The 25,575-nt window shown below is 38.3% G+C and carries 26 protein-coding genes; all 26 read left to right on the forward strand.

Annotated elements, in window-relative coordinates:
• Positions 1–400 precede the first annotated feature (400 nt).
• The 26 genes from WG932_RS28410 (at position 401) to WG932_RS28535 (ending at position 25,278) form a co-directional block, all read left to right on the forward strand.
• On the forward strand, positions 401–2,098 hold the full coding sequence (locus tag WG932_RS28410) for a sulfatase family protein (protein WP_483086145.1): 1,698 nt from the start codon (positions 401–403) through the stop codon (positions 2,096–2,098).
• Between the two features lie 526 nt (positions 2,099–2,624).
• Entirely contained in the window at positions 2,625–5,669 is a 3,045-nt protein-coding gene (locus WG932_RS28415) for a tetratricopeptide repeat protein (protein WP_483086146.1), read from the forward strand.
• Positions 5,670–6,150: 481 nt separating this feature from the next.
• Positions 6,151–6,531 carry a PH domain-containing protein gene (locus WG932_RS28420; protein WP_483086147.1) on the forward strand — a complete coding sequence of 127 codons (381 nt, stop codon included), beginning with the start codon at positions 6,151–6,153 and terminating at the stop codon, positions 6,529–6,531.
• A gap of 101 nt (positions 6,532–6,632) precedes the next feature.
• Complete coding sequence (locus WG932_RS28425) at positions 6,633–7,826, forward strand: sulfatase (protein WP_483086148.1); 1,194 nt, start codon at positions 6,633–6,635, stop codon at positions 7,824–7,826.
• The gene (locus WG932_RS28430; RefSeq protein WP_483086149.1) at positions 7,780–8,082 is read left to right on the forward strand and encodes a hypothetical protein; all 303 of its coding nucleotides are present in this window, start codon (positions 7,780–7,782) and stop codon (positions 8,080–8,082) included. The genes WG932_RS28425 and WG932_RS28430 overlap by 47 nt, the downstream gene beginning before the upstream one ends.
• A gap of 251 nt (positions 8,083–8,333) precedes the next feature.
• Positions 8,334–9,053 carry an alpha/beta hydrolase-fold protein gene (locus WG932_RS28435; protein ID WP_483086150.1) on the forward strand — a complete coding sequence of 240 codons (720 nt, stop codon included), beginning with the start codon at positions 8,334–8,336 and terminating at the stop codon, positions 9,051–9,053.
• A 154-nt stretch (positions 9,054–9,207) separates the two neighbouring features.
• Positions 9,208–10,419 (forward strand): hypothetical protein, encoded by a 1,212-nt coding sequence (locus tag WG932_RS28440; protein ID WP_483086151.1) that lies wholly within the window; start codon positions 9,208–9,210, stop codon positions 10,417–10,419.
• A 260-nt stretch (positions 10,420–10,679) separates the two neighbouring features.
• Complete coding sequence (locus WG932_RS28445) at positions 10,680–12,218, forward strand: hypothetical protein (protein WP_483086152.1); 1,539 nt, start codon at positions 10,680–10,682, stop codon at positions 12,216–12,218.
• Positions 12,170–12,457 (forward strand): hypothetical protein, encoded by a 288-nt coding sequence (locus tag WG932_RS28450; RefSeq protein ID WP_483086153.1) that lies wholly within the window; start codon positions 12,170–12,172, stop codon positions 12,455–12,457. The genes WG932_RS28445 and WG932_RS28450 overlap by 49 nt, the downstream gene beginning before the upstream one ends.
• A gap of 218 nt (positions 12,458–12,675) precedes the next feature.
• On the forward strand, positions 12,676–14,112 hold the full coding sequence (locus WG932_RS28455) for a hypothetical protein (RefSeq protein WP_483086154.1): 1,437 nt from the start codon (positions 12,676–12,678) through the stop codon (positions 14,110–14,112).
• 11 nt (positions 14,113–14,123) lie between these two features.
• Positions 14,124–14,582 (forward strand): hypothetical protein, encoded by a 459-nt coding sequence (locus WG932_RS28460; RefSeq protein WP_014020998.1) that lies wholly within the window; start codon positions 14,124–14,126, stop codon positions 14,580–14,582.
• Entirely contained in the window at positions 14,579–15,220 is a 642-nt protein-coding gene (locus WG932_RS28465; protein ID WP_483086155.1) for an Ig-like domain-containing protein, read from the forward strand. The genes WG932_RS28460 and WG932_RS28465 overlap by 4 nt, the downstream gene beginning before the upstream one ends.
• The gene (locus WG932_RS28470; RefSeq protein ID WP_483086156.1) at positions 15,217–15,522 is read left to right on the forward strand and encodes a DUF6443 domain-containing protein; all 306 of its coding nucleotides are present in this window, start codon (positions 15,217–15,219) and stop codon (positions 15,520–15,522) included. Before WG932_RS28465 ends, WG932_RS28470 begins: the two co-directional genes overlap by 4 nt.
• Positions 15,523–15,563: 41 nt before the next feature.
• Positions 15,564–15,809, forward strand: coding sequence for a hypothetical protein (locus WG932_RS28475; RefSeq protein WP_483086157.1), 246 nt, complete (start codon positions 15,564–15,566; stop codon positions 15,807–15,809).
• Positions 15,770–16,108 (forward strand): hypothetical protein, encoded by a 339-nt coding sequence (locus tag WG932_RS28480; protein ID WP_483086158.1) that lies wholly within the window; start codon positions 15,770–15,772, stop codon positions 16,106–16,108. Before WG932_RS28475 ends, WG932_RS28480 begins: the two co-directional genes overlap by 40 nt.
• Positions 16,059–17,957: an RHS repeat domain-containing protein gene (locus WG932_RS28485; protein WP_483086159.1), complete on the forward strand. Its 1,899-nt coding sequence runs from the start codon at positions 16,059–16,061 to the stop codon at positions 17,955–17,957. Before WG932_RS28480 ends, WG932_RS28485 begins: the two co-directional genes overlap by 50 nt.
• 95 nt (positions 17,958–18,052) lie before the next feature.
• Positions 18,053–19,138, forward strand: a complete 1,086-nt coding sequence (locus WG932_RS28490; protein WP_483086160.1) for an RHS repeat domain-containing protein — start codon at positions 18,053–18,055, stop codon at positions 19,136–19,138.
• Complete coding sequence (locus WG932_RS28495; protein ID WP_014021000.1) at positions 19,131–19,835, forward strand: hypothetical protein; 705 nt, start codon at positions 19,131–19,133, stop codon at positions 19,833–19,835. The genes WG932_RS28490 and WG932_RS28495 overlap by 8 nt, the downstream gene beginning before the upstream one ends.
• Positions 19,836–20,436: 601 nt before the next feature.
• Positions 20,437–20,610: a hypothetical protein gene (locus WG932_RS28500; RefSeq protein ID WP_483086161.1), complete on the forward strand. Its 174-nt coding sequence runs from the start codon at positions 20,437–20,439 to the stop codon at positions 20,608–20,610.
• A 295-nt stretch (positions 20,611–20,905) separates the two neighbouring features.
• A complete protein-coding gene (locus WG932_RS28505) occupies positions 20,906–21,319 on the forward strand; it encodes a hypothetical protein (protein WP_483086162.1) in 414 nt (137 codons plus the stop codon).
• Positions 21,320–21,330: 11 nt separating this feature from the next.
• Positions 21,331–21,759: a hypothetical protein gene (locus tag WG932_RS28510; protein WP_483086163.1), complete on the forward strand. Its 429-nt coding sequence runs from the start codon at positions 21,331–21,333 to the stop codon at positions 21,757–21,759.
• A gap of 8 nt (positions 21,760–21,767) precedes the next feature.
• On the forward strand, positions 21,768–22,178 hold the full coding sequence (locus WG932_RS28515; RefSeq protein WP_483086164.1) for a hypothetical protein: 411 nt from the start codon (positions 21,768–21,770) through the stop codon (positions 22,176–22,178).
• A gap of 730 nt (positions 22,179–22,908) precedes the next feature.
• Positions 22,909–23,382, forward strand: a complete 474-nt coding sequence (locus WG932_RS28520) for a hypothetical protein (RefSeq protein ID WP_483086165.1) — start codon at positions 22,909–22,911, stop codon at positions 23,380–23,382.
• A gap of 23 nt (positions 23,383–23,405) precedes the next feature.
• On the forward strand, positions 23,406–24,524 hold the full coding sequence (locus WG932_RS28525; RefSeq protein ID WP_483086166.1) for a hypothetical protein: 1,119 nt from the start codon (positions 23,406–23,408) through the stop codon (positions 24,522–24,524).
• Entirely contained in the window at positions 24,509–24,679 is a 171-nt protein-coding gene (locus WG932_RS28530; protein ID WP_483086167.1) for a hypothetical protein, read from the forward strand. The genes WG932_RS28525 and WG932_RS28530 overlap by 16 nt, the downstream gene beginning before the upstream one ends.
• A gap of 11 nt (positions 24,680–24,690) precedes the next feature.
• A complete protein-coding gene (locus WG932_RS28535; RefSeq protein WP_483086168.1) occupies positions 24,691–25,278 on the forward strand; it encodes a tetratricopeptide repeat protein in 588 nt (195 codons plus the stop codon).
• Positions 25,279–25,575: the final 297 nt, after the last annotated feature.

Consider the following 25,575-nt stretch of genomic DNA (forward strand, 5'->3'; position numbering starts at 1 on the left):
AATGCAAGCGTCATCTATGAGGAGTATTAATCCTTTGTAGGTGACGTTTTTTTAATTTTATTCGTTCAATATTTGATTGCTAGCATATATAGGATTTGCAATTTTTAAGGTAGTGTCCCGCTAATCCGGACGCATCAAAATCCCCTTTATTAGGGGCAGGGAGATATTTTTATCAATTAATACTTTGAAACTCCCATCAAACCCAAATCCGTACACATCTACAAAAAGTAAGCTTTTGTAGCCAGCCTGAATCAATGCCCATTTCTGATTTAGACCTCTTACGGAAATCAAAAAATGGACTACTCAAAATGACATAATCCGGCTTAATTTGATAAAACATTTTTAATTATTAGTCCAATCCACTAATTTTCCCAATCATAACAATAAATTAAATACTTAAATGGGAAAATATACGCCAATAATAGCCGGGTTTTTTGCAGTTCTCGGCCTTTCGGCTTGTGAATCAACAGCCGATAAGCAAGAGACTGCCGAACGACCAAATATCGTTTTTATCATGTCTGATGATCATGCCTATCAGGCCATTTCAGCCTATGATAATAAGCTGATAGAGACACCAAATATCGATAGGATTGCAGAAATGGGTATGCTTTTCACCAACGCCTCGGTGACCAATTCCATCTGTGCCCCATCAAGAGCCACAATTTTGACAGGGAAACACAGCCATATCAATGGCAAGGTAGACAACCACTTTCCTTTTGATACCACCAATGTAACCTTCCCTCAAATTTTTCAAGAGGAAGGTTATCAGACTGCCATGTTTGGTAAGTTGCATTTTGGCAATAACCCCAAGGGATTTGACCAATTTAAAATTTTACCAGGGCAAGGAAAGTATTACAATCCGGTGTTTATAACTAAAGATGAAGGTAAAATTGAGGTGGAAGGTTATGTCACAGATATCATTACTGACATGACGCTAAATTGGTTGGAAAATGAGCGCACCAAAGAAGATCCTTTCCTACTTTTTTACCTGCACAAAGCACCTCATAGGGAGTGGCTCCCTGCAGGAAGGCATGTAGCGGAGTTTACCCAAAAGACTTTCCCTGAGCCTGCCACCTTGTTTGATGATTATTCAGGAAGAGGTCGAGCGGCGCACGAAGCTGAAATGAATTTGCTTACAGATATGCACTGGGCGGGAGATTCTAAAATTCCTCCGGCTGTGATGGATGAGTTGGGTATAGCCCCCAATTCCAGTTGGGATAAAGCTGCCTTTGATGGAGAAGTGGGACGTATGAATGCGGAACAGCGAGCGGTATGGGATGCTTCTTATGATCCTATGATCGAAGATTTCAAGAAAGCGTATCCAAATATGACAGATGAGGATAAGATGAAGTGGAGGTATCAGCGATATATGCAAGATTATTTAGGCACCATCAAGGCAGTGGATGAAAATGTAGGTAGAGTGTTGGATTATTTGGAAGCCAATGGTTTGATGGAAAACACCATTATCGTTTATACATCTGATCAGGGTTTTTACCTTGGAGAGCATGGCTGGTTTGATAAACGCTTTGTATATGACGAATCTTTTAAAACACCATTGTTGGTAGCTTGGCCCGGAAAAGTAGCTCCAGGTTCTACAACCAATGAAATGGTTCAAAATCTGGATTTCGCCCAGACCTTTCTGGCTGCAGCAGGGATAGAAGCTCCCAAAGATATGCAGGGTGAAAGCCTTTTGCCATTATTGACAGGAGAAGGAGAATGGACACGTGATGCAGTTTATTACCATTATTATGAATACCCTTCTGTTCATATGGTGAAGCGTCACTACGCCATTGTCACTAAAGAATACAAACTGGTACATTACTATTTTGATGCAGATGAATGGGAGCTGATCGATAGAATCAATGATCCAATGGAATTGAAAAATGTCTATGATGATCCTGCCTACGCTGAAATTCAAGCAGAACTGCATAAAAAACTGGATGGCTTAAGAGAAAAATATGGTGATAACTCCGAGATCTCCCAAAAATACCTGAATGAGTATTTGGATTTCCTTCAGGAAAGAGAATCCTATGCAGGAGGAAAAAATACTGAGTTATTGGATAAGATTTTTGATGGGCGTGAGCTTTCAGATAAATAAAACCACAATCCAACCGGTTTTAAGTTTCAATCCTAATTTCCCTCCGCCACCGCGGAGGGATTTTTTATTTGAAGACGTTGTCCCGTCCCGTTAAAATCCCCCGGCACCCCCTTCAAATAATGAGGACAAAGGGGGCGAATAATGTAAATCCAAAGCAGTGTTTAAACCATAATTTGGAAACTTCTTTTAGGACGAGCCAGAATTCAGAAGCACTCACACCAGACTCAGTTTAGATTAAGTAAGACCACTCATTATTTTTGAGAATAGTGAAATATCCCTCCAAAAAAGAGAGAAAAAGGGAGATTAATTTCCTAAACTGTAAAACCAAAACAGTATTTAAACCCTAATCTATAAACTTTTTTTAGGACAAATCAATACCAAAGAATGCCGGTAGAGGTATTTTATCCTTTGGAATAATTTGCTATATTCGATACCATATGCCCATGTTAGACATACACAATATATAAGCGGTATTAAATCACCGTTTACTACCAAACGTTATCGCTTATCAAAAATATAATTGCCAATGGAACCAATAACAATAACCTGGATGATGTCTACCTTATTGGGTGGCTGGTTGGGTAATAGAACTGATTATTGGCTCTGCCAGGGCACAAACAAACTTTATGATCAAATAAAAACCAATGTCAATGAACCCGCAAATCATCACATTCAAAAAGCCATAAGAAAGTCGTACCTACAAGCTACGTTGCTGGTCATAAATCATATTTTACCCCAAAGAAAATGGTACAAGCTATCCGATGCCAGATGGGGCAATATCAAAGAGCTTGAGAACTACATCAAAGAGCAAAGAGATTTGATAGCTAATGAAAAAAGTTATAGTAGAAAGTCTGCGCTGGATGAATCCCATCGTGAAATACTATTCCCAAAAAATGGATCTTCCACTGAAAGGATGGACGAACTTGTTGGTAATCTCAAAGAGAGCATTATTCGGGAACTTGAAGGGAATCGGCGAAAAGTAGAACAAGCTGTAAAAAGCTGTATCATGGATGGATGGAAAGAAGGCAGTCGGCAGATGGACTTTTACAAACTGACTTGTGCATTTTTTACGCAGGAGCTAAAAGAAAATCCGGAACTTTCTACTTATATACAAACTGAGTATTTGGATACGATTCAAACTAAAATTGGAGAAGTCAAAATCACTATAACAGCACTTTCACAAACGCTAAACAGGTTTTTTGAGGAGTACAAAGATATGGTCCTCCTACTCGGAGAAATCTATTCAACGCTTGAAGAAGTAAAGGCGGATCTTGGTGAACTGCCAGAGAAAACAGCAAACCTTGTTTTGCAAGGGATTAAAGCTCATTCTATATCACCTCGACAGATTGCAGTTTCGGATGAATATCAAAAATATATATTTGATATTCAGGAGCATACGAAAGCCATAAATTCTATAATCTCCCAAATAGAAAGCGTACAGATCGCAATAACTAAGGTTGATGAAAGTACCAAATCAATATTGCAGCAAAACCTTGAAAATCTAGAAAAACAGTTGCTCCAAAGACGTGAGGATAAAAATAGACTGGAGAATACCCTTAGCGCTTTTGTGAGCAATGTAATCCAGCTTGCCAAACAACTCAGGCAGACAACGTCTCTGGATTCTGATAGATTACAAAAAGCCAGGGCATTATTTGAAGAAGGTAAATACCAAGAACTCAACAACGTGCTAAATGAAGAGGACATAGATCGTGATATTGCACAATACGAAGAGAAAGGAAAAATATTAGCCAATGAATTAACCATTAAAGCGCAAACTAGTGTGCTGACAAAAAAGGAAGGATGGTTTGAAGAAGCTTATAGGCTTTATGCTAAAGCCATGCGTGTCATTGAAAATTATGACACCACTTTCAATTATGCCTACTTTCTGTCGGAGCATGGAGAGATCCTTAAAGCGGAAGACATTTATAAGAAGGCTTTGAAATACATTTCAGATGAAGTTCAAAAGGCGACTATCTTAAATAATTTGGGGATTTTACAGCGTAATAAAAATGAGTTTGAAAAAGCAGACCAATCCTATCAGGAAGCCCTAGAGATAAGAAGAAATCTAGCGAATTTCAAACCCCAAACCTATTTGCCTTCAGTAGCAGAGACCTTAAATAATTTGGCTATTTTACAGTGGAATGAAAATGAGTTTGAAAAGGCCGAGCTAACCTATCAAGAAGCCTTAGAGATAAGAAGAAAATTAGCATATTTCAATCCCCAAACCTATTTACCTGCAGTAGCAGAGACCTTAAATAATTTGGGGACTTTACAGTGGAATGAAAATGAGTTTGAAAAGGCGGTGCAATCCTATCAAGAAGCCTTAGAGATATATCGAAAATTAGCGGATGTCAATCCCCAAGCCTATTTACCGAATATGGCAGCAATCTTAAATAATTTGGCTATTCTACAGCATGATAAAAATGAGTTTAAAAGCGCGGAGCAATTCTATCAAGAAGCCTTAGAGATAAGAAAAAAATTAGCGGGTGTCAATTCCCAAACCTATTTACCTGCAGTAGCAGAGACCTTAAATAATTTGGGGACTATACAGCGTGATAAAAATGAGTTTGTTAAAGCGGAGCTATCCTATCAAGAAGCCTTAGAGATAAGAAGAAAGTTAGCGGCTGTCAATCCCCAAACCTATTTGCCGAAAGTGGCAGCAATCTTAAATAATTTGGGGATTTTACAGCGCGATAAAAATGAGTTTGAAAAAGCGGAGCAATCCTATCAAGAAGCCTTAGAGATAAGAAGAAAATTAGCGGAAGTCAATCCCCAAACCTATTTACCGGCCGTAGCAGATACCTTAAATAATTTGGGAATTTTACAGTATGGTAAAAATGAGTTTGAAAAGGCTGAGCAATCTTACCAAGAAGCCTTAGAGATAAGAAGAAAATTAGCGGATGTCAATCCCCAAACCTACTTACCTGCGGTAGCAGAAAGTTTAAATAATTTTGCGGCTTTACAGCGTGATAAAAATGATTTTGAAAAAACGGAGCAATCCTATCAAGAAGCCTTAGAGATAAGAAGAAAATTAGCGGAAGTCAATCCCCAAACCTATTTACCGATCGTAGCAGAGACCTTAAATAATTTGGGGATTTTACAGCGTGCTAAAAATGAGTTTGAAAAAGCGGAGCAATCCTATCAGGAAGCCTTAGAGATAAGAAGAAAATTAGCGGATTTCAATCCCCAAACCTACTTACCTGCGGTAGCAGATACCTTTAATAATTTGGGAATTTTACAGTATGGTAAAAATGAGTTTGAAAAGGCTGAGCAATCTTACCAAGAAGCCTTAGAGATAAGAAGAAAATTAGCGGATTTCAATCCCCAAACCTACTTACCTGTGGTAGCAGAGAGTTTAAATAATTTTGCGGCTTTACAGTGGAGTAAAAATGATTTTGAAAAAGCGGAGCAATCCTATCAAGAAGCCTTAGAGATAAAAAGAAAATTAGCCCAATTAAATCCAAGCATTTTTGAAATCCCTTTGGCAGATACCTGTTTAAACCTTAGCCTTTTTCACCAATACTCTATTGTTGATCAAGAAAAATCAATAAAGTTTGCTAAAAAGCCTTAGCGCTTTATTCCAAATATTGGTACGCTGTACCTCATGCAGAAAAATGGGGGAAGGTAGCCAAAGATGTTTTAGCATATTGGGAAAATAAGTAACAAGGGCTATGTTTCCCAAATCACTATAGACGAACTGGTTTTAGAGCAATAAGCAGCAAAACCACAAAAATAACCCCAGTTTAATTTAAGTGTTTAATAACCAGGTTATAATTCTTCCGACTATTAGTTCCATAGATCTTTATGGAAAAGGGAAAGCCCGATTAAGATCCCAAAGTTTGACAATTAGCAATTTTGACTTTTTGAATGGCTGTTCGGTTGTGTGAAAGGAATTAATTATGCTAACAGAAAACTTGAGAGCGTTCCAAAGATTTTCAGATATTCAATTTGAATTTTGGGTATTATTAGGTTTTAAAACCCATTTCTCCACAATATTTACTAAATTTAATCCACTAAAAACAAGCAAACCAAACACTCAATTAACCAATTGTATGGGATTATTTAATTCATTATTAGGCAATGCCGGAGTAGTAGACAAAGACACTCTCCTGAATGATTTCGGTAAAATTTTAATACCAGATGAGCAAATCGAAACAGGTTTTAAATTGATCAGAGATACTTTTATTTTTACCAGTAAGCGGTTGATCCTGGTGGATAAACAAGGGCTCACCGGAAGAAAATCTGAATACCTATCCTTGCCCTATAAAAGTATTTCTAGGTTCAGTATAGAGACAGCAGGGACTTTCGACCTGGACGCGGAATTGAAGATTTGGATCTCAAGTGACCATCAACCCGCCGTAAGTAAGAAATTCAATAAGTCTGTGGATGTTTATGAGGTTCAAAAATTGCTGGCAAGCTTTGTATTGGGTTAATGCTTTTCATTGATTCACACAGATTTCCTTTGCTTTAATTTACAAGCGAAAGCCTACCCTCAAAAACGAAATCAATCACTTCCCAAATAACCATTTACCCGATGACTAAATTATTGAATACTTTTATCCTACTGATTTTTGTTTTCAGCGCCATTATTGCGACTGCTCAGGATCAACCCAATATTGTGTTGATCATGGCAGATGATCTTGGAGGCAGAGACTTGCCTGCATATGGTAACCAATTCAATGAAACACCTAATATCGACAAATTGGCCAGCCAGGGAATGTTGTTTTATAATGCCTATGCAGCACCCGTTTGTTCGCCTACCCGAGCCAGCATACAAGCAGGTCAGTACCCGGCTAGGGTAGGCATTTTCGACTTTATCCCAGGCCATTGGCGCCCCAATGAGGAAGTAACCGTTCCACATCACCAAGTGCAACATCTTCCCAATAAGATTTCAACCATCGGCAATGCCATGCAGGCTGCAGGTTATACTACCGGCTATTTTGGGAAATGGCATTTGGGAAACAATCCCGAACACCTTCCCAATAACAGGGGGTATGATGAGGCCTATATGTACGCCGGTGGTGGTTTTTACCATCCAAAGTTTGTTCCCGAATACCAAACCAAAGAAAATGAGCGATTGAGCCAAACCCTCACACGCATGGGAGTTGACTTTATAGAGGAGAATAACAATGAGCCTTTCTTTCTTTTTATTTCGCATTATGATGTGCATGTACAGTTGGATGCGGATAGGGACCTGATCGATAAATACCTCAACAAGCCTAAAGATCCCGACTATCCCAGCAATGCTGTGTATGCAGCCATGGTTACCCATATAGATGAGAGTGTTGGGCAAATCATGGCCGCCATTGAGGAAAAGGGCTTGGCGGACAATACCGTATTTATCTTCTATTCAGACAATGGAGGAGTGGACAACCGATTTGACAACATCCCTTTATTGGGAGGAGAAAGCCAGGATGTCTATCCTGAAGGACATCCCCTGCGTTATATCGCCACATCCAATGCCCCCTTTAGAGCAGGGAAAGGGACGCTTTATGAAGGAGGAATACGTGTACCTTTAATTGTGCGCTGGCCGGAAAAGGTAGAGGCAGGGAGTAAATCCGAAGCCATCGTCTCCAGTGTGGATTTTTATCCTACCTTTTTAGAATTGGGCCGTGGTAAGGAGCCACAAGACCAAGTTCTGGATGGGGTTTCAATGGTTTCGCCTTTAACAGCAAAAAAGTTTGATCCGGAGAGAAGTGTTTACCCATTACCCTGTTTACCATCATGAGGTACCCATGTCGGCATTGAGAAAAGGAGATTGGAAAATAGTAGAAAACCTGGTTACCGGTGAGTTTGACCTGTACAACCTAAAATATGATGTCATCGAAATGACAGACCTGAAGTTTAGTTACCCTGATAAGTTGGCCGAAATGAAGCAAGCCTTGAAAAAATGGCAAGTAGCGACCAATGCCCAAAACCCCGTACCCAATCCTGATTTCGATCCGGAGAAAAGATACGAATGGGGCACCAATCCATTCAGATAGGAAGAAAAAGCTTTGGTCTTTAATGGATGATTTTATTTTAATACATTGGCAACAATTAAGCGAGTAAGAGAACCTTTTAGTTCCTGCTTTTGCCAGCCCTGGAAAGGCGAAATACATTAGCCAAGGATGTCAGCCCCTAGTAAAACAATAGGAATGACCTGATTTTGGCGGTATTGTTGCCTTTTTTTCGCAACAATGCTGACAAAATCAAACCTAATACAGAGGTTCAAAAATAAATAAAAAACACCACTATGCCACTCAGCAACCTACTCTCCTGCAAAAGTTTTACAATACTCCTGATCTTGCTAAGTCTCCTGGCCTGCGAAACCCCAAAAACCGAACCTTATCAAGACATTGCTTTCTACAGTGATGCTTTTGGCACGGAGCGAAATTACAGGATCTACCTGCCTGGAGATTATGCAGAGCAACCGGACAAGCAATACCCGGTGGTGTATTATTTTCATGGCTATGGAGGCAGGTACAAATGGGATGCTTACGACTTGGAAGACGATGTAGAGTATCCGGCAAACGGCCGATTGGAACCTCCCTTTGTGATGGAATGGAAAAAATATGCCCGGGAAAATAACCTGATCATCGTCACCTGGGATGGCTATGAACCCAATCTTTCCCCTGGTAAAAAAGAGCGGGAAGGCATACCCTATGGCAACGCCCTGCCTTATGATTATGTACGTGCCCATGAAACCGAGCGGGAACATTGGGGCTGGGATTTTAGTGCCCATTTCAGGGAGTTGGTAAAGCATGTAGACCAAAATTTCCGAAGCATTCCCGACCGCAGCAAAAGAGCCATCACAGGCCTGAGCATGGGCGGCTTGACCTCCTACTATGTGGCCGGGCAAAACAAAGACCTGGTGGCCTCTGTCAGTGCTTTCGATCCTGCTGCTAACCTCCCTACTACGGCCCTAAAGGCCGACAGGTGGTTTTCCCCATCCTGGAAATGCACCGCTCCCTAAAGGGTTTGGCCGTGCGCTTGACCAAGACCGATGGGGACTGGCTCAAGTACAACAACTGGCACATGACCCAGCTTTTGGAAGTGCAGACCTTAGCCATTTTGAAACCCATACCGCAGACTACCCGAACCACTGGGCTGCTGACACCGAGCAGCAATTGGATTTTCACCGCAATGAATTTGCCAAGACACCCGCGCTGCCTGCCAAATGGAACCATGTCAATCCCGGTTTTGACAATTTCGAAGTGTTCGGAAATACTTTTAAGATCAAGCGGGAAACCCCGGCCCTAACCTTGATAGAAAATGCGGCTGAAAACAAATTAAAGATTTTGTCCCGAACTTTTATTCCTGATGGGCCCATCGTCCTGGAAGAAAGCATTGCTGTCAGTACGGCGGGAAGCTATGCGCCCGGGGAAACCTACCTTCTGCGATCGTTCAATCTTTCTACGCATGCTTTTGAGGCAGACAACCTTGTAGCGGCAGACAAAGAAGGAAAGCTGGACTTTGCCTTGTCCGGTGGAGGCCATTGGCTGGGAATCAATAGAGAAGCTGAACCAGAAGCCCAACTAGGCATGGTATTCCCCAACAACCAGGAGCATTTTTACTTTGAGGAGGGAAAAACAGAAAGCTTGAGTTTCTCCCTGGTCAATATAGGCAATGCCTCCGCAAAAGAAATCGAGATCATCCCGGTTACCCAGCATCCCCATTTAAAAATAAGTCCCGAAAAAATCACCATCTCAGCCCTGGAAGCCAAAGCAGCGATCGATAGCGAGCAGGCCTTTCAATTTACCTTTGGGCGCTATTCCGATTCCAGCTTTGTGGCCGGAGTGGATTTTGTAATCAGGGCAGACCGGCAAGTGGCCGACACCCTTAGGATCGTGGCTTTTGCCGCTCCCAAAGCTGTCTACAGCCCTAGGGAAGACCTGATCCTTCTGGATGGAAGAACCCTGCCCGAAGTACCGATCTACCAGCAGGGAATGGATAGCATTGTTTTAGAATCCTTGTCAGGAGGGACAGGCAATGGCAATGGCATCTGGGAAGCGGGAGAGGAAGTACTGTTATACTTGCGCCTGCCACAGGGCCTGGCGCCCAAGGACACCAATACCTTTCACCCCACTTACCTGCTCAACCATCCGGCACAGCCTTATACCCATGTAAACAGCATGCACTACCTGGAGCGCCTCAATCAAGCCAGCTGCACAAGTGAAACCACCCCCATAACCCTTTCCTCAGACAGCCCCAAAAACCAGGAACTGGACCTCTGGCTAAGGGCAGAAAGCCTCTACAATGATAAAAATGACAGTACCTCCAATGCCACCATCTATGCCAATCAATTTCATTTTAGGAGGGTAAAGGTTGGGGTATACTAAGCTTGGTCCAATTTTATTATGGAGAGGTGGAGATGTTTTTTTGTAAGTAGGGTATATATTTTTCACATAAATTGAAATCATAATTAGCAGATAAATAACTTATTTATTGGTGTTTTTGTAGAATTATTTTAATTCAATAAAATCATTTATACATTTTAATTTATTTTATATAAATTGTTTTTGTTGTTTTTATTTATTATTTTAATTTCTAATTGATATTTCAATCTGATTATTTGCAAATATTTTATTGTTTGAGGAATATGGAAAGAGATAATTTAATTAGTATTTTTATTCGGCCCTTTCTAATTTTTATTTTCTGCTTTACAGTTAATATTTATTGCTTTTCTCAAGATCGGCATGTAACTTTTCCATCACCTAATGCCTATTCATTAGTAAAATATACTCCTTCTACTGTTAATCATTATACCGGCATTCCTGATATTAGAATTCCTTTGTATACTGTTGATTCAAAGGATCTTCAGGCCAATATTGATTTGTCCTATTTTGCGGGAGGTGTCAAAGTCAATGAATTTCCCAACTGGGTGGGGTCCGGTTGGTCTTTAAATGTAGGAGGTGTTATCACCAGAGCAATTGGAGGAATAAATGATGATGAAGAATCTATTGGTTTTTACTATACAGGTCATTTATTGGAAGACAATTGGCCTAATCCATCAGATGATTATATAGAAAATCAAAGAGTAGGACTTGTAGATGGAATGCCTGATATGTTTTATTATAATTTTAACGGAAAATCAGGGAAGTTCTTTTTTGATAATGATGGAGGAATAAGAACACTTCCTTATGCCAATATTAAAATTGAATTGATAGATAAAGGGTCTGTCTTCAAAAGCTTCGGTTCTGTTATGTTCCGTTTTAGTGGTTTTAAAAAGTGGAAAATTACAGATGAAAATGGGGTGATTTATTATTTTGAAGAATTGGAATTATCCAAATCTGAATCTGCTACTTTTACCCAAGAAGGTGGTTCCGGGGATATAAAAGATATAATCACAAGCTGGTATCTGACAAAAATTGTGTCTCCGAATTTAAAGAATGAAATTCTTTTTGAGTATGATTATTCAAACTTTGATACCTCATCATCTCTCTATGAATACCAGTCCATCGCAATTGGTTATTATACCCTTCATGGAAGCAATATTTTTCTTGGTAATGGGAGTTTGACAAATATGGGTGGCTTTCCTGAGAACAGAGGTCAAACGATAAGTAGAAATTACAGACATAATTTAAAAAAGATAATTTTTGAGAGTGGAACAGTCGAATTTATTACTTCTGTTCGAAATGATTTGCCCCACCCTGCCATGGAGTATTCATTTTCTTCATTCAAATTAGATTCTATACTGTTAAAGAACAATCAAAATGAGATTAAAAAAGGGTTTGCTCTTGAATTTATCGATAAGCCCAACCAAAGATTAACACTGAAAAAATTAATTGTAGACAAGGATCAAGTTTATTCTTTTGAATACAACAACATGCACTTGTTACCCGGATATAGTAGTAGAGATACTGACCATTGGGGATATTTTAATGGGGCACGTAATATTGGTACCGGATTGATTCCAACTTTTTCATTTTCTTCGCAAACTTTTCAAGACAAGACTTATCCTGGAATTAATAAAGATCCTAATATTGAAAAAATGAAATATGGGGTTTTAAATAAAATCACTTGGCCCACAGGGGGAGCAGGCAGTTTTTTTATGAGCCCAATGACTATAGTTTTATTAATGAGAATCCCTTGGCAGAGGATGGGTGGTCCGCATGGAACTATATCGATTCATCTATAGCGTCTTCAGTAACTTTTAATTCTCTAGCACAAGTTCAGCTTTGGTATGAATGCAGTACGGATGGGGTTGCCTATGGCAATAATATCGAACCATGCGCTTCTGTGCTTACTCCTTGGAACTTCAATTTTACAGGAACCTTCGATCTCACTAAATATATACCTCAATATACCGGAGAAATAGATGTCAGAGTCAAGTTAAAATACAGGCTTTTGGAAGAAGGTTCAATAACAAAAAAATAGGAGGTGGAATACGTATTGCTGAAATTCATGATGTTGACCAATTTAATCCACCCATCAAAAGAAAATTCGAATATACCCAAGAGGGTAATGTTGATCTTTCATCCGGGGTAGCCGGAAGTGATTTAAAATACCATGCTTCTTTTACATCAGGAACTCAAGGCTCCGAAATTTTTACTACAGGTGTTAAAGCTTACTCCCACTCAGCTTTTCCACTATCCATGACGCAAAGCCGTCCCATAGGTTATCAAAGGGTTGTTGAAAAAATTGATGGTAATGGTGAAACGGTCCATAAATTTACTTCTTTTTATGATTATCCGGATCAAATCGGTTTGCAGAATAATCCCTATGAAATGCCCCTAGTTAATAAAAAGAGCTATGATCATAAAAGAGGTAAATTAATAGCAAAGACTCAGGAAGATAATTCTGGAAATTTGGTTGAGAGTAAAAGTGTACTTGGGTACAAAACCCTTAATGCAAGATCACCAGTAAAAGTATGGCAATCTTTCCCTTTTATAAAATTCGTCCTACAATTTCAAAACAATGGATTTCTGCCTCCATTTACGCCTGTAACGCTAAGAGAAACAACAGCATTTTATATAGAATCTGAGTCTTTCAAACCAGCCTATGAAATGGATAAATTATATTCGGGTGAAGCCGAATTAGCGGTTGACCGCTCTTATCAATACAATGCATTTCATCAACTTCAAAAACGAACGGTAGTCAATTCAAATTGGGGATTTGAAAGTGAAGAGTATAAGTACCCTTTGGAGTATGAAAAACCCTCCCAAGAGATTAATGCATTGTTAAGCAAAAATATAATTGGTGATCCCATAGAATCAATTAAATCTGTGAAAAATGGGGTAATAAGTGGGCAGGCAAGAAAATGGAAAATTAAATCAGGAGAGGTTTTATTGGATGAAATTCTACACCTAGAAACAAATGCTCCAATAAAAAATTTTCCCCACTCAGTGGACGGAATTTCATTTCATGAGTCTTTTGTAAAAAAGACCAAACTAGGCTACGATCATGCATTTAATATTAACCAAGTAGAAGAGTTAGGTCAAAATAATAGGGCAATTCTATGGGACTCTACTGATAAATTACCGGTATGTGAGGTGCTTAACTCCCGTCCTGATCAAATTTCTTACACATCATTTGAAACGCAAGATAAAGGAGGGTGGACTTATATGGGTAATTCCGTTTCTTCTATAGGCTCCAGAACAGGTGGTAGGTATTATGATTTGGGAACAGGAAGTATCTCAAAATCGGGAATAGAGGCTAGTTCAAGTGAAAAATATTTGCTTACATTTTGGGTAAAAAGAGCCAATGGTTCAGCAAATTGGGATTTTTGGGGGCAGACAGAGAAATTAGACCAAGAATGGAAGTTAATCCAAAGGATAGTTATGGAAAATAGGCTTACCATTGAAGGAAGCGGTTTGCATTTGGATGAATTACGGTTACACCCAATAGATGCCGGAATGACGACTTATACATACGATCCTTTGGTTGGAGTGACATCCAAAACAGATGCTAGAAATTACACCTTGCATTACGAATACGACTACATGGGGCGGTTGAAAGCAATTAGAGATGATAATGGGCAGTTAAAGGAACTTTACGAGTACAATTATCAAACAAGTGGTTTAAACCCTTAAAGTGAGGAGCGATGGAAAAATTATTCTTATTTATTTTAGTAGTTTTTCATATCGCGGTAAGTCCTGTAGCTGCCCAAAAGATAGAACCAATTGATGCCCAAAACCTAATTGGATATTGGCAAACGGATTCAGTAAATCAGTTGTCAGCAATAAATTATGGTATATCGGCAAAAGATTCAATGACCAAAACGGCTGAATCTGAAGCAATGAAACAAGCCATTAAGTCTAGGTCATTTATTTTTTCAGAGGACGGAATCTTTACAGCCCAATGGGTATTGGGTAAAAGACAGAATATTGTCAACGGAAAATGGGGAATTGAAGGTACATCGCTGTTAGCAATTGAGATCAATGGAATAAAGACCAGTTATTCCGTTCGAGTTAACGGAAAAGATGGGATTTTATTGATACCAATGAAGGCGCGTCGTGGACAAATCCATGAGTTGTATTTTACTAAGAAGGATGCAAAATGAAGCCTTACCTCTTTTCACTTTTAATCTGTGTTTATGGGCAATATTTGTTTGGCCAAGAGGTTACTCAGGTTCAGATAATAGGCCCTACTACTGTTAGTATAGGAGAAACAGCCTTATTTGAAGTTAATTTTTGGAATGGGACTACTATGGTATACCCAAACAACGGAATTGGAAGTATGTGGTCTGTTCCCCAGGCAACCATCAATTATGAGACCTATAATTCCATAAGCCTGACTTTTAGCTCAGCCGGTTCTTTTAACTTGACCTATCAATTCATGACCTTTGATGGGAACTTCAATGACAACCTACAAATACGGGTACCCCACATAAACCCTTGTGAGGAAATAGAGGCTTCAGCTGAAAATGTTTCACGCTTTGAGAGTGGCTCAGTAGAACTTACAGCGTCTCCTGCTCCTGCAGGTTTTGAATACCGATGGTTTGCTTCCGACCAAAGCACTCAACTAGGGGCAGCCCAAATTTTCACCACACCTACTATCTCCGCAACGACTACTTACTACTTGGCATATGTTCATACCTCTTCCGGCTGTATGACACCTAAAGTACCGGTAAAGGCGATAGTTGCCAACCATAATTATGTAAAGAAATATACAGCGAAAAAGCTGGTCTGGATGAAATGACAATTGTTTCGGCCAACTCAAGCCAATCACAAAAGCAATTCGCTTATCATGATGGACTTGGTCGTACAATGCAGACTGTGGGAAAAGAAAGCACGGTTTCAGGCAAGGATTTGATTGTACCTATAGCGTATGATGAATATGGTATGCAGACAAAGGAATTGCTACCATTCTCTATTGCCAACGGCCGAAAACCCGGAGATTTTCGGCTTTCCGCTATAAATGACCAGGAGGCTTATTATACGTTATTATATGGAGAAAATCCCTCAGCCTATATAGAAAAAGAATTTGAAGCTTCCCTTTAAACAGAGTTAATAAACAAGCAGCACAAGGAAATGCTTGGCAAATGGGGTCCGGTAAGGAGTTGAAATTTTTCAGAAGACCCAATACTACAGAAGAGGCCGTTCGGGTATTTACCGTAAATCAGAGTGGGCTTCCCGAAAGTAATTCAGCGTTTCGTGCGAATGACCTGTGGGTAGAGATTACTGTAGATGAAGACGATAAAAGTACCCTTACCTACACGGATAAATTAGATAGGGTAGTGTTAAAAAAGTGCAGAATACTGCTGCACCTACAGATGAAGGCCATATAGGTTGGCTTTGTACCTACTATGTTTATGATGTTTTCTCAAGGTTAAGCGTGGTCATTCCTCCCAGGGCCACCCAAATTATTGCCGATGCAAACTGGAGTATTGATATCAGTACCAATGCAAGCTTGGCGAAAGAACAATATTTTCGCTATACCTACGATAAAAGGGGGAGAATGATAGAAAAATACATTCCCGGAAAAGGATTGGAATCCATGGTGTATGACAATCAAAACAGAATGGTAGGAGTTCAGGATGCCAATATGGCTAGAAGACCCCGGAAAATGGCTTTACACCAAATATGATGGACTTGGAAGAGTAGTGATGACCGGAATGACCAGCTCAAATAATGACCGGGCTAGTATTCAAAATAGCCTCAATGAGATGCCTTCAAATGAAGCCTCAGTAAATGCCAATACAGCTAAAGTAAAGACAGGATCTAGAATTTCTTCTAGTAAATACGATGGGTATCAGGAGTATGTGGCTGAAAAATCCATCAGCCTAAAACCAGGATTTAACATGAAAGCCACCAGAAACCAAAATTTCACTGCTCAGATTGGAACAGAAAGTTCAGGCACGGTGGGGGCTTGGCCGACAGATGATGGCAATATTTTGACTGTTTACTTATACGATTCCTATGAATTCCTTAGCGAATTCCCCTATGTAAATCCTGGTCCACCATTTACTTCTCATCCAACTACTCGAATCCATGGTTTACAAACAGGGAAAAAAGTAAAAAACCTGAAAACAGGAGAATTTTATACCACCGCAATCTATTACGATGAAGAAGGACGGGTGATACAAACCATTGCTCAGGACCAACTTGGGGGGACCGTGCTGAATTCCACTGCCTATAATTTTGAGGGTCAACCAATTCATACATTGATTTCAAGCAGTAGGGCTGAAAGCCCCGATATTCACCGAACCTTTACCTACAATGTCACCGGTCAAATTGCGTCGATAACGCATAAAGTTGGCTCCGATCCTGCTATTACCTTGGCTGCTTATGCTTATAATGACCTAGGGCAGCTTGTTTCAAAATCATTTCTGGGCCAATCTGCCATCAGTCAAACCTATGCTTATAATATTAGAGGCTGGCTGGATAATCAAGGGAGCAATGAAATGGGGATATTCCGACAAAAACTCTATTACAATACCGGTAGCGAGAATAAATATTACAATGGAAATATAGCAGGCATCGAATGGGAGGGACAGGACGGTAAAGCGAGGAGCTTCGCTTACCAATACGACAATGCCAATCGACTGTTAGCTGCGAGATTCAATGCAGCAGGGGAAAATAACCATTATTCCCTCCAAGGAATCAGCTATGATGCCAATGGCAATATATTGACAATGGCCAGGTTTAACGAAAAATCAAAAGCCACCTATGGAAAAGTGGACGATTTGACCTACACTTATGAAAGCAATGATGACTTAGGGGACAATTATTCCAATAAACTGTTACGCGTCACAGACGGGTTGGTTTCCAATACCCATACCGCGAAAGATTTTAAACCCAATACCGGGTCTCAAGAAAATTACGCCTATGATGTCAATGGAAACCAAACTTCTAATCCCGATAAGAGGATTACTAAAATCAGCTACAACCACCTGAATTTGCCCGAAGAGATCACTTTTTCCAATGGAGGGAAAATTAACTTTGCCTATGATGCAGAGGGGAAAAAGCTAAGCCAGACGGTTCAGGAGAACCAGGACAAGCCTGCTAAAACTAGAGACTATATTGGAGAGCTGGTGTTCCTAAATGGGAGCTTGGATTATATGGTTCATGAAGAAGGCAGGGTGGCAAATGAATCAAATGTCTATCATTATGATTTTTATATCAAAGATCATCTAGGCAATGTCCGGCAGGTGCTTAGGCAGCCCAAAACGGAGACAAAGTTGGCGACCATGGAAAGCCAACATTTACTGAAAGAGCAGGAAGATTTCTTTGGACTAACTGCTTCAAGACAAACTGATGTGGAACAGAATGTTACCCCCGGAGGAGATAAAGTGGCTTGGTTAAATGCAGCAAGAGGAAGGGTTTTAGGTCCCTCAAGTAGACAAGAGGTCTTTACAGGAGATCAGCTTAACCTAAGTGTCTATGGCAAGTACGAAGAACAGCCACTTCAAAAACAAACCCCGCAGGATTTGTAAACAGTGGAGGGAAAAGCAAAATTCTCGATGACCTCAATGAACTGTCCAAAAGTACACAACAAGCAGGAGGAGCCAATCCGATAACGATATTAAATATGATTGGCATAGTGGCGACAGACTTACAGCAAAAGCAAACCCCGGAAGCTTACTTACTTTATGCCCTCTATGACAGTGATGGCAATCGCTACGAAGTAGGCAAGCAACCCTTAAGCAGAAAAGCCGCCAATCAGCATGAAGTTTTAGAAGAAAAATTGTATATTTCACAAGACGGATACATGGAAACCGTTCTGGTCAATGAAACCGCTGAGGACGTTTGGTTCGATGATTTTAGTATATCAAGAACCCCTTCGATAGTGATTCAAGAAACCCATTATGATCCTTGGGGTTTGGAGTTGAATGGGCTAGGGTATCAGAATGGTGGTGTCAAGGAGAATAAGTATTTGTATAATGGGAAAGAGCTGATCGAGGACGAAGGGCTGGAGTATTATGATTATGGGGCGAGGATGTATGACCCGGTGATAGGAAGATGGGGAGTTGTGGATCCTATGGCAGACCAAATGACAAGACATTCGCCCTACAATTATGCGTTTGATAACCCTATAAGGTTTATTGATCCGGATGGGATGATGCCTAGGGATTGTTGTCCACCTTCTTCTGAATTTATTTTTGTTTCGGAGATGCATAAAAAGTTTGATTTTATTAAATCAAATCTGCAAAATTTATTAGGAGCTGAAAGAACTAAGAATTTAAATAGTCAAACCGCAGGAATAATTACTGAAACAGAATTTAGTAGTGGTCCTGTAGATTCTGGGACAAATAGTGATAAAATAGCTGGGTTTGTAAACATGGATGGTTTGAGTGATGTTGGAAAAGGATCACCTTCTGGTGGATTTATGGAGAAGATTGCTAATGCGTTAAGCTCTATACTTGGTTTAACAAATGAATTGGAAAAATCTGCAACGACCATGGATGGAAATTCGGATGAAACGATTATTAAAAATTCTAATATTAAAGAGGATACCACCTTTTTTGATGTTAAAACCTATAGCAATGGCGTTGGAAGGAGTATAAGATATAAAAGGGTTATTGGTACTGATACGATACAAGTTACAGGGACGGGAAATGGAGTTAATGAAGGTAAAAAGGCCTTGGAAAGTATTAAAGAAAAGAGAGATGAATAATTTATATACCGTTTTAATTGTTTGTAGTATTTTGGCTGGATGCAATAATAATTCCTTTAATATTGAAGTTGGGTCACCAGTAGAAATAAATAGTAAGTTTGGAAAAATAAAGCTTGTCTTAAAAGATAATGATATTACTATCGATAAAATTGAATACTTTGATAAGGGAAATAAGTTGTTTTTAAGTCAGGAGTTTGATGAAAGGGGTATAATTGTCACAAAATTGAACCATCATGAAAAAGATTCAAGTTCTTATTCAACGTATACTTCATTTTTATCTGGAGTTTTCAGTGAAAAAGTAAATGACACCTTAATTAAAGAAACGTACCATAATTTAGTAACGACAAGAGAGTATAAATTCAATAATGATATTTTGTACTTAGATATGTTTGAAAATGGTGAAAAGAGGTACAATGCCTTAAATATGAAATTGATAGATTCTGAATGGTTAAGTGAAAATAAGGTGAAATTATTATTGAAGAATTATTTTCCGTATAATGGCGAATTTGAGTTTTACTATTTAAATTCTAGAGATAAAATAAAATCTAAGAAATTGGAGGAGAATTATTATATGGTTGAATTTCAGAAAAATTCTGAGAAAGTTAGTAGTATCCAGTTTGATGTAGAAATTATTCCATCTGTTAAAGATTCTTTGATGAATTCGGTTTTCACACAAGAAATATTTCTTAAATATTAAAATCAATATGTTATTGTATACACTTTAATATTAGTCAATTTTTTAATTTATATATTTAATAGTACCTATTTATTTGGGGGTAATTGTTGTTCACGTATAGTTAAATTAACCTCTGCACTCACTTTATAAAAGGCTTTTATTAGTTACTCTACTATACTTTTTTATTGCTAAGTTCATTTGAGGTCGTGAACCTTTTTACGTCATGCTATCGTACAAACCTAAAAAATTGTAAGTAGGCTACTTGGGGTAAATCAGCACAGAATTTTAGAAGAAAATTTGTATATTTCATAAACCAGATACATGGAAACTGTCTTTGAAATTAAACTGCTGATGAGGTCAGGCCTGCCTGCCTATCAGGTAGGTTCAATGGATCTAGCATCTCAAGAAAAACATCTTTGTTTATTCAAGAGACACATGGAGCCTGTCCTGAGGAACTCAGGAATACTTGTGGGCTAGAACTGACTGGGCTGGGGTATCAGTATGGAGGTGTCAAAGAGAATAAGTAATTGTACAATGGTAAAGAACTGATTGAAGAAAAAGATCTTCAGTATTATGATTATGGGGCGAGGATGTATAGCCTGTCCCGTATTTCGGGAATCCGGTGATAGGAAGATGGGGAGTGGTGGATCCTATGGCAGACCAAATGATAAGACATTCGCCCTACAATTATGCGTTTGATAACCCTATAAGGTTTATTGATCCGGATGGGATGATGCCTAGGGATTGTTGTCCACCCGACTTGGGTGTAGTATCCACTACACCTTTTTATTGCTAATCTGCTTTGAAATCGTCATCCTTTGAAAGCCATTTGCAATGGCTTATTAAAGCACATCTTAGTAAATAAAAGTTTGCAAATTTGACCATTGTATAATTTAGGAGCAGCCAAGCTGTTCTTATTATTCAGCATTATTCATTTGTATATCCTTTAGATAAAAACTACTTTTAGTTGTGAGAAAGGATTATTAAATTAGAGATAGTGAAATACTCCCTGGACGCTATGGTTCCGGGCTTAAACCCTTATTCATTTTGGGTTTAACAATCCGGTACGTTACAGTGACCCGTTGGGATTGATGGGGCAGAATGCTGGGATATGGGGTACTTGTGATACTTACACCTCTAACAACTTTCAAAATCCGTTTGACCTTATGCCCAAATCTACCCGAACCAATCCGGGTTCGGGAAATCATTGGGCTGATGGTATAGGATATTCAGATTGGTCCATGTGGGGAGGTAGCCAAATGTACAAAGGTGCTTTGGCCAGTGGAGGATTCGAATTTGGAGGGAAGTTTTACCATTTAGATGGAGATGGAAATCGCGTTCAGTATGAAGAAAGAAACGGTAAGCTAGGTTATTGGGTGGATTCAGAAATGAACGTCATAGACTATGTACTTATGAACAATAAGTTGTTCAAAACCACAACACCAGGTATAGAGTCAACATTTTATAGTGTTGGACGTCAGGGTAATGGGGGAGAGATTTATTAGGAACAGTTTCAGTGGCTTTATATTTACTTGGTACGGCTCATTCGGGGCTGGAACTTTATGTTGATCATAGGCTTGCTCAAAACGAAGTACAGACTTTAAGGCGTGCCAAAGCGTTGGGCAGTGCTCGTTACGGAGCAACCACCGCTATAAAAAATTCAAATAAGTATCTAAACGGTTTGAAAATTATCGGCAAGGGATTGACTAAGCCATTTTTCTTTGCTGGGTTAGGTATCTCCGCCCTTGATGTAGCAAACGGTGGAAGTTTAGAATGGGCTATTGCTGATACTGGCGTTGGTGTATTAGGTTTAGCAGCTACTGCAATTGGTGTTGCAGTTGGAGCTCCTGTAATAGGAACTGCTATAACAGTAGGGGCTGCAGGTTATTTTACAATACGAATTGGTTTAGATATATATGGTGAATTCAGCCAGATTTCAAAATGAATAAAGTAATGGAAGAAGTTAGTTATTATTATAAGATGTTATTTTTCCAATCTTGTGCTAGAAGGAGTGATAAACATAAAGGTATAGAAGAACTTGCATCTGGAGCATATTGGGTTATTTCCGCAATGCAAGGGGTTAATTTACTTTCAATTATATACTTTATATTTTGGTTTTTTGAAGGAAAAGCAAATAAAGTCGTTTTAGTGACTGTTTTTCTTGTGCCTTTACTTATTAATTATTTTATTTTTATGAAAAATGAAAAATATAAGACGATTTTAAAGGAATATTCTAAAGAAGGAGTTGGAAAACCTAATATAAAATCATATGGGTGGATAGTAGGTTACTTTGCATTTACACTTTTTACACTTGCATTAGCGGGTAAATTATATCAGTCTATGTATTTATTAATCAATGGTTAAAGCAGTTTTATCCTTTAATGCCTATACTGACCTAAATACACCGCAACAGGATTACCTGTACAATGGGGTGAGGCTAAACAAAACACGCAGCTCTATGAAACGGCCTTCAAAACTTATGATCCGTATTTTGGCAGGAGACCCCCGACTTGGGTGTAGTATCCACTACACCTTTTTATTGCTAATCTGCTTTGAAATCGTCATCCTTTGAAAGCCATTTGCAATGGCTTATTAAAGCACATCTTAGTAAATAAAAGTTTGCAAATTTTACCATTGTATGATTTAGGAGCAGCCAAGCTGTTCTTATTATTCAACATTATTCATTTGTATATCCTTTAGATAAAAACCCCTCCTAGGTGTAATTTGCAATTACACCTTTCTATCCACCTAAATAAAATTTAGGAAACTATTCTAAAATGTCCATTTGCAATGGCCAACTAAAGCCGACACTAGGTTATGATTAAATGGAAAGTAGGTAAAATGTTTTCGAGATTCTTGCAAGGGCAGTAATAAGGATAAAACCGGGCAGCTTGTTTTTATTTAATTGCCGGCAACCAACCTAGTTTTCCGAAAGCTAATACACTTGACCTACACCTCAAATTCAAACCAAGGAAAAGCTTAATTAATGGTTATTTATCCTTTCTACTTAATTAAATTGTACTTTACGGCGATATTATTTTAAAAGTATTTCAGTATATTACCTGAGGCATTTAATGAGAGAAAAAGCAGATCCATGAAATTTGATAAGTCTTATTTAGTTTTACTATTTACATTTTTAAATATTTTCCTATTTGCACAAAATACCAGTGGCAAAATTTTTGAAACTACTTTTCGGTGGAAGCCTGAAAATGGGAAAAATGGATGTGATGCAACAATAAACTTAAAGCTCAATTATTATTTAAAAAATGACAGGCCATGGGTCAATATTTCTTATACCATTGAAAAAGGGAATACCGTTTATTTCGAAGGCAAACAATATGCAAGGCAGCAATTAGGAGAAGATGCCTACAATGCGATTAGGGTGCAATACCCAAGATTTGTGGTTGACCTTTATGACGGCAGTAATTTTATTACATCAATAGGCTTCGATAGTAAAGGAAATATGACTTATGGAGGAGATTGGCTAAACATATTCGAGGGTCATATACATGCAGAACACACCAAGCGAAACCTTCCAAGTGGAGAGAGAGCTAAAGAGATTTTTTAAGCAATGCATTTTCTATTAAAAATATGCGCCTCACTTATATTGATGCAGTAAATTTCCATTTGGTTAAAATGCATGCTTTGGGTGAAAATGATAGGAATGATAAAAGTGCATCAGCTACTCCAAGTACTGACTCCGACCAACCGGTAAGCAACAATAATGGCTACGAAACTTCTCAATCAAATTCCTCAAGCTACCAAAGTAGCACAAATGCTGCCAATTCACATTACCAAAACGCCTTAGAAAGACAACAAGTTTATACCCAAAATTTAGAAGCCGCAGCTACTCAAATAGTTAATGTGGGTTTAAGTATTGCCAACGATATTCAACAAGCTAGGATTAGGAATGTAAATTATAAAAATGAAAACATAAGGGAATATCTTGAGGAAATAATCCCTTTAGACAAGGAGTGCGAAGCCTTGTATGCAACAGATTATGCAGCCTTTCTTGTAAAGGAAAAAGCATTGCGAAGTTATGAAAACCTAGCCATTGATAATTTAAACTGGCTTATTGAAAAGGAAGGTGATGCAAGGTATAAAAATTTAAAGTCAGAAATTTTCTCCAACCAAGTAAATAGACTAAGAAAAATATTAGCGTACAATACCGCACAGCTATTAAAAAATGAGAAGGAACTTGAAAATATGGAGCTAATCAATGAGTTTTATTATACTAATTTAAATGAACTGGTTGATTTCGCAGGAGATTTGTCTACAGATTTGGGCTATCATAACAATAATGTTCATGGATCAACAGGATATGGATTGTTTAAATTTTGGAGAAATTTTGTTGACGAAGAGAAGAGTGAAAGAGCTCGAATAATGTTAGCCACTAATGAAACAAATAAATTTTTAGGTCCTTTTTATGAAATATTTTTTTACGTAAGGCAAAATTATGTCAGCGACTATTATGACAAGAAAGCCATTGATTTATTTAAAGCAGCCAATGATCAAACCAAAAAGTTATTGCTAAAGGGTGTGCTTTTTGGAAGAAACTATGTTAAAGATTTAGCTTGGGATCAATTGTACATAAAAGATGACAGACTATTGAAGTTGTTTTTGGAAAATACAAACGAAAAAATATATTATTATGAAATTGAATTTAATGGAACCAAGGGAAAGGAAAAATGCCTTTGTATAAATTCTTAAATTCAAAATACGGATTTAAAAATTCAGCGTCTAATGCCCTTGTAAAAGATTGGTTAAAAAGAGATAAAAAATTAACCGGAAAAAATCCGGATGATTTTGTTGAAGAACAATTGGCAAAAGAAAAAAAGCCGCTCTTATTGAAAATGAAAAAATAGAAATTCAAAAATTGATTTCGCAATCTCAAGTTCTGTCTGAAAGCGGGGATTTTGACAAAGCCCTATCGCTTATTCAAAAAGCTAGAGTGGATTTCCCTAACAACTATGATTTAATAATATCTGAAGCACATATTTATAATAAACTCAATAATAATGACCGTTTTTTAGAACTACTCAAAGAAGGGGAAAAATCAGCTAACGCCAACGATGTATTGTTTTTTAATATTGGCGTACTTGAACAAGCAAATGAAAATTATGATGAAGCAGAAAACTACTATTTAAAAGCAATTGAGATTAATCCTGAAAATGTGGATGCTTATTATAATTTAGGAATTGTGTACAGTAAACAAGCAACCTTACTTAAAAATGACATCAATAATTTCATAGATCAACCTGAAAAATATGACGAAATCTTCCTAGAGATAATAGAAATTTTCAGGAAGTCAATTTCAAACTATAAGCATGCAGTAAAATTACAGGAATACGATTTTGACACATTATTTGAGATGGGATTCACCTGTACTGCACAAGCAAATGAAATCGGGAAGCAGGCCAATAAAAAATTAGAATACCCAAAAAATTCGGCTGGCTTTATTTGAAGAGGATGGAAATGTACAATCATTCATTGTTCTTTTTAAAAAAGCGCAACAATTGGATGATACAGATGAGGACTTAAATAAAAACATAATAATCCTTCAAAAAGTTGTTGATGATTTTAATGAGAAGCGTAGGAAAAAAGCTAGGCTATCTTGAGGAATTTAGGCTCGCAGTTATCCTCACCTAGGTGTAATTTGCAATTACACCTTTCTATCAAAAGCTGATAGCTTTATGGAAATCATTTGGATACGATCTTTAGTAATGGTTTGCTATTAATCTGTTCTCAAAGGTGTAGTCTG

This window comes from Cyclobacterium sp. SOCE241, assembly GCF_056867545.1.

Bases quoted from the DNA above. Each gene is read 5' to 3' on its own strand.
- WG932_RS28515 (WP_483086164.1), top strand. From the start codon at position 21,768: ATGGAAGAAGTTAGTTATTATTATAAGATGTTATTTTTCCAATCTTGT.
- WG932_RS28425 (WP_483086148.1), top strand. From the start codon at position 6,633: ATGACTAAATTATTGAATACTTTTATCCTACTGATTTTTGTTTTCAGC.
- WG932_RS28505 (WP_483086162.1), top strand. From the start codon at position 20,906: ATGGGGCAGAATGCTGGGATATGGGGTACTTGTGATACTTACACCTCT.
- WG932_RS28520 (WP_483086165.1), top strand. From the start codon at position 22,909: ATGAAATTTGATAAGTCTTATTTAGTTTTACTATTTACATTTTTAAAT.
- WG932_RS28455 (WP_483086154.1), top strand. From the start codon at position 12,676: ATGACGCAAAGCCGTCCCATAGGTTATCAAAGGGTTGTTGAAAAAATT.
- WG932_RS28465 (WP_483086155.1), top strand. From the start codon at position 14,579: ATGAAGCCTTACCTCTTTTCACTTTTAATCTGTGTTTATGGGCAATAT.
- WG932_RS28415 (WP_483086146.1), top strand. From the start codon at position 2,625: ATGGAACCAATAACAATAACCTGGATGATGTCTACCTTATTGGGTGGC.
- WG932_RS28460 (WP_014020998.1), top strand. From the start codon at position 14,124: ATGGAAAAATTATTCTTATTTATTTTAGTAGTTTTTCATATCGCGGTA.
- WG932_RS28525 (WP_483086166.1), top strand. From the start codon at position 23,406: ATGCGCCTCACTTATATTGATGCAGTAAATTTCCATTTGGTTAAAATG.
- WG932_RS28495 (WP_014021000.1), top strand. From the start codon at position 19,131: ATGAATAATTTATATACCGTTTTAATTGTTTGTAGTATTTTGGCTGGA.
- WG932_RS28410 (WP_483086145.1), top strand. From the start codon at position 401: ATGGGAAAATATACGCCAATAATAGCCGGGTTTTTTGCAGTTCTCGGC.
- WG932_RS28435 (WP_483086150.1), top strand. From the start codon at position 8,334: ATGCCACTCAGCAACCTACTCTCCTGCAAAAGTTTTACAATACTCCTG.
- WG932_RS28485 (WP_483086159.1), top strand. From the start codon at position 16,059: ATGCCAATATGGCTAGAAGACCCCGGAAAATGGCTTTACACCAAATAT.
- WG932_RS28445 (WP_483086152.1), top strand. From the start codon at position 10,680: ATGGAAAGAGATAATTTAATTAGTATTTTTATTCGGCCCTTTCTAATT.
- WG932_RS28470 (WP_483086156.1), top strand. From the start codon at position 15,217: ATGACAATTGTTTCGGCCAACTCAAGCCAATCACAAAAGCAATTCGCT.
- WG932_RS28490 (WP_483086160.1), top strand. From the start codon at position 18,053: ATGATTGGCATAGTGGCGACAGACTTACAGCAAAAGCAAACCCCGGAA.
- WG932_RS28420 (WP_483086147.1), top strand. From the start codon at position 6,151: ATGGGATTATTTAATTCATTATTAGGCAATGCCGGAGTAGTAGACAAA.
- WG932_RS28475 (WP_483086157.1), top strand. From the start codon at position 15,564: ATGGGGTCCGGTAAGGAGTTGAAATTTTTCAGAAGACCCAATACTACA.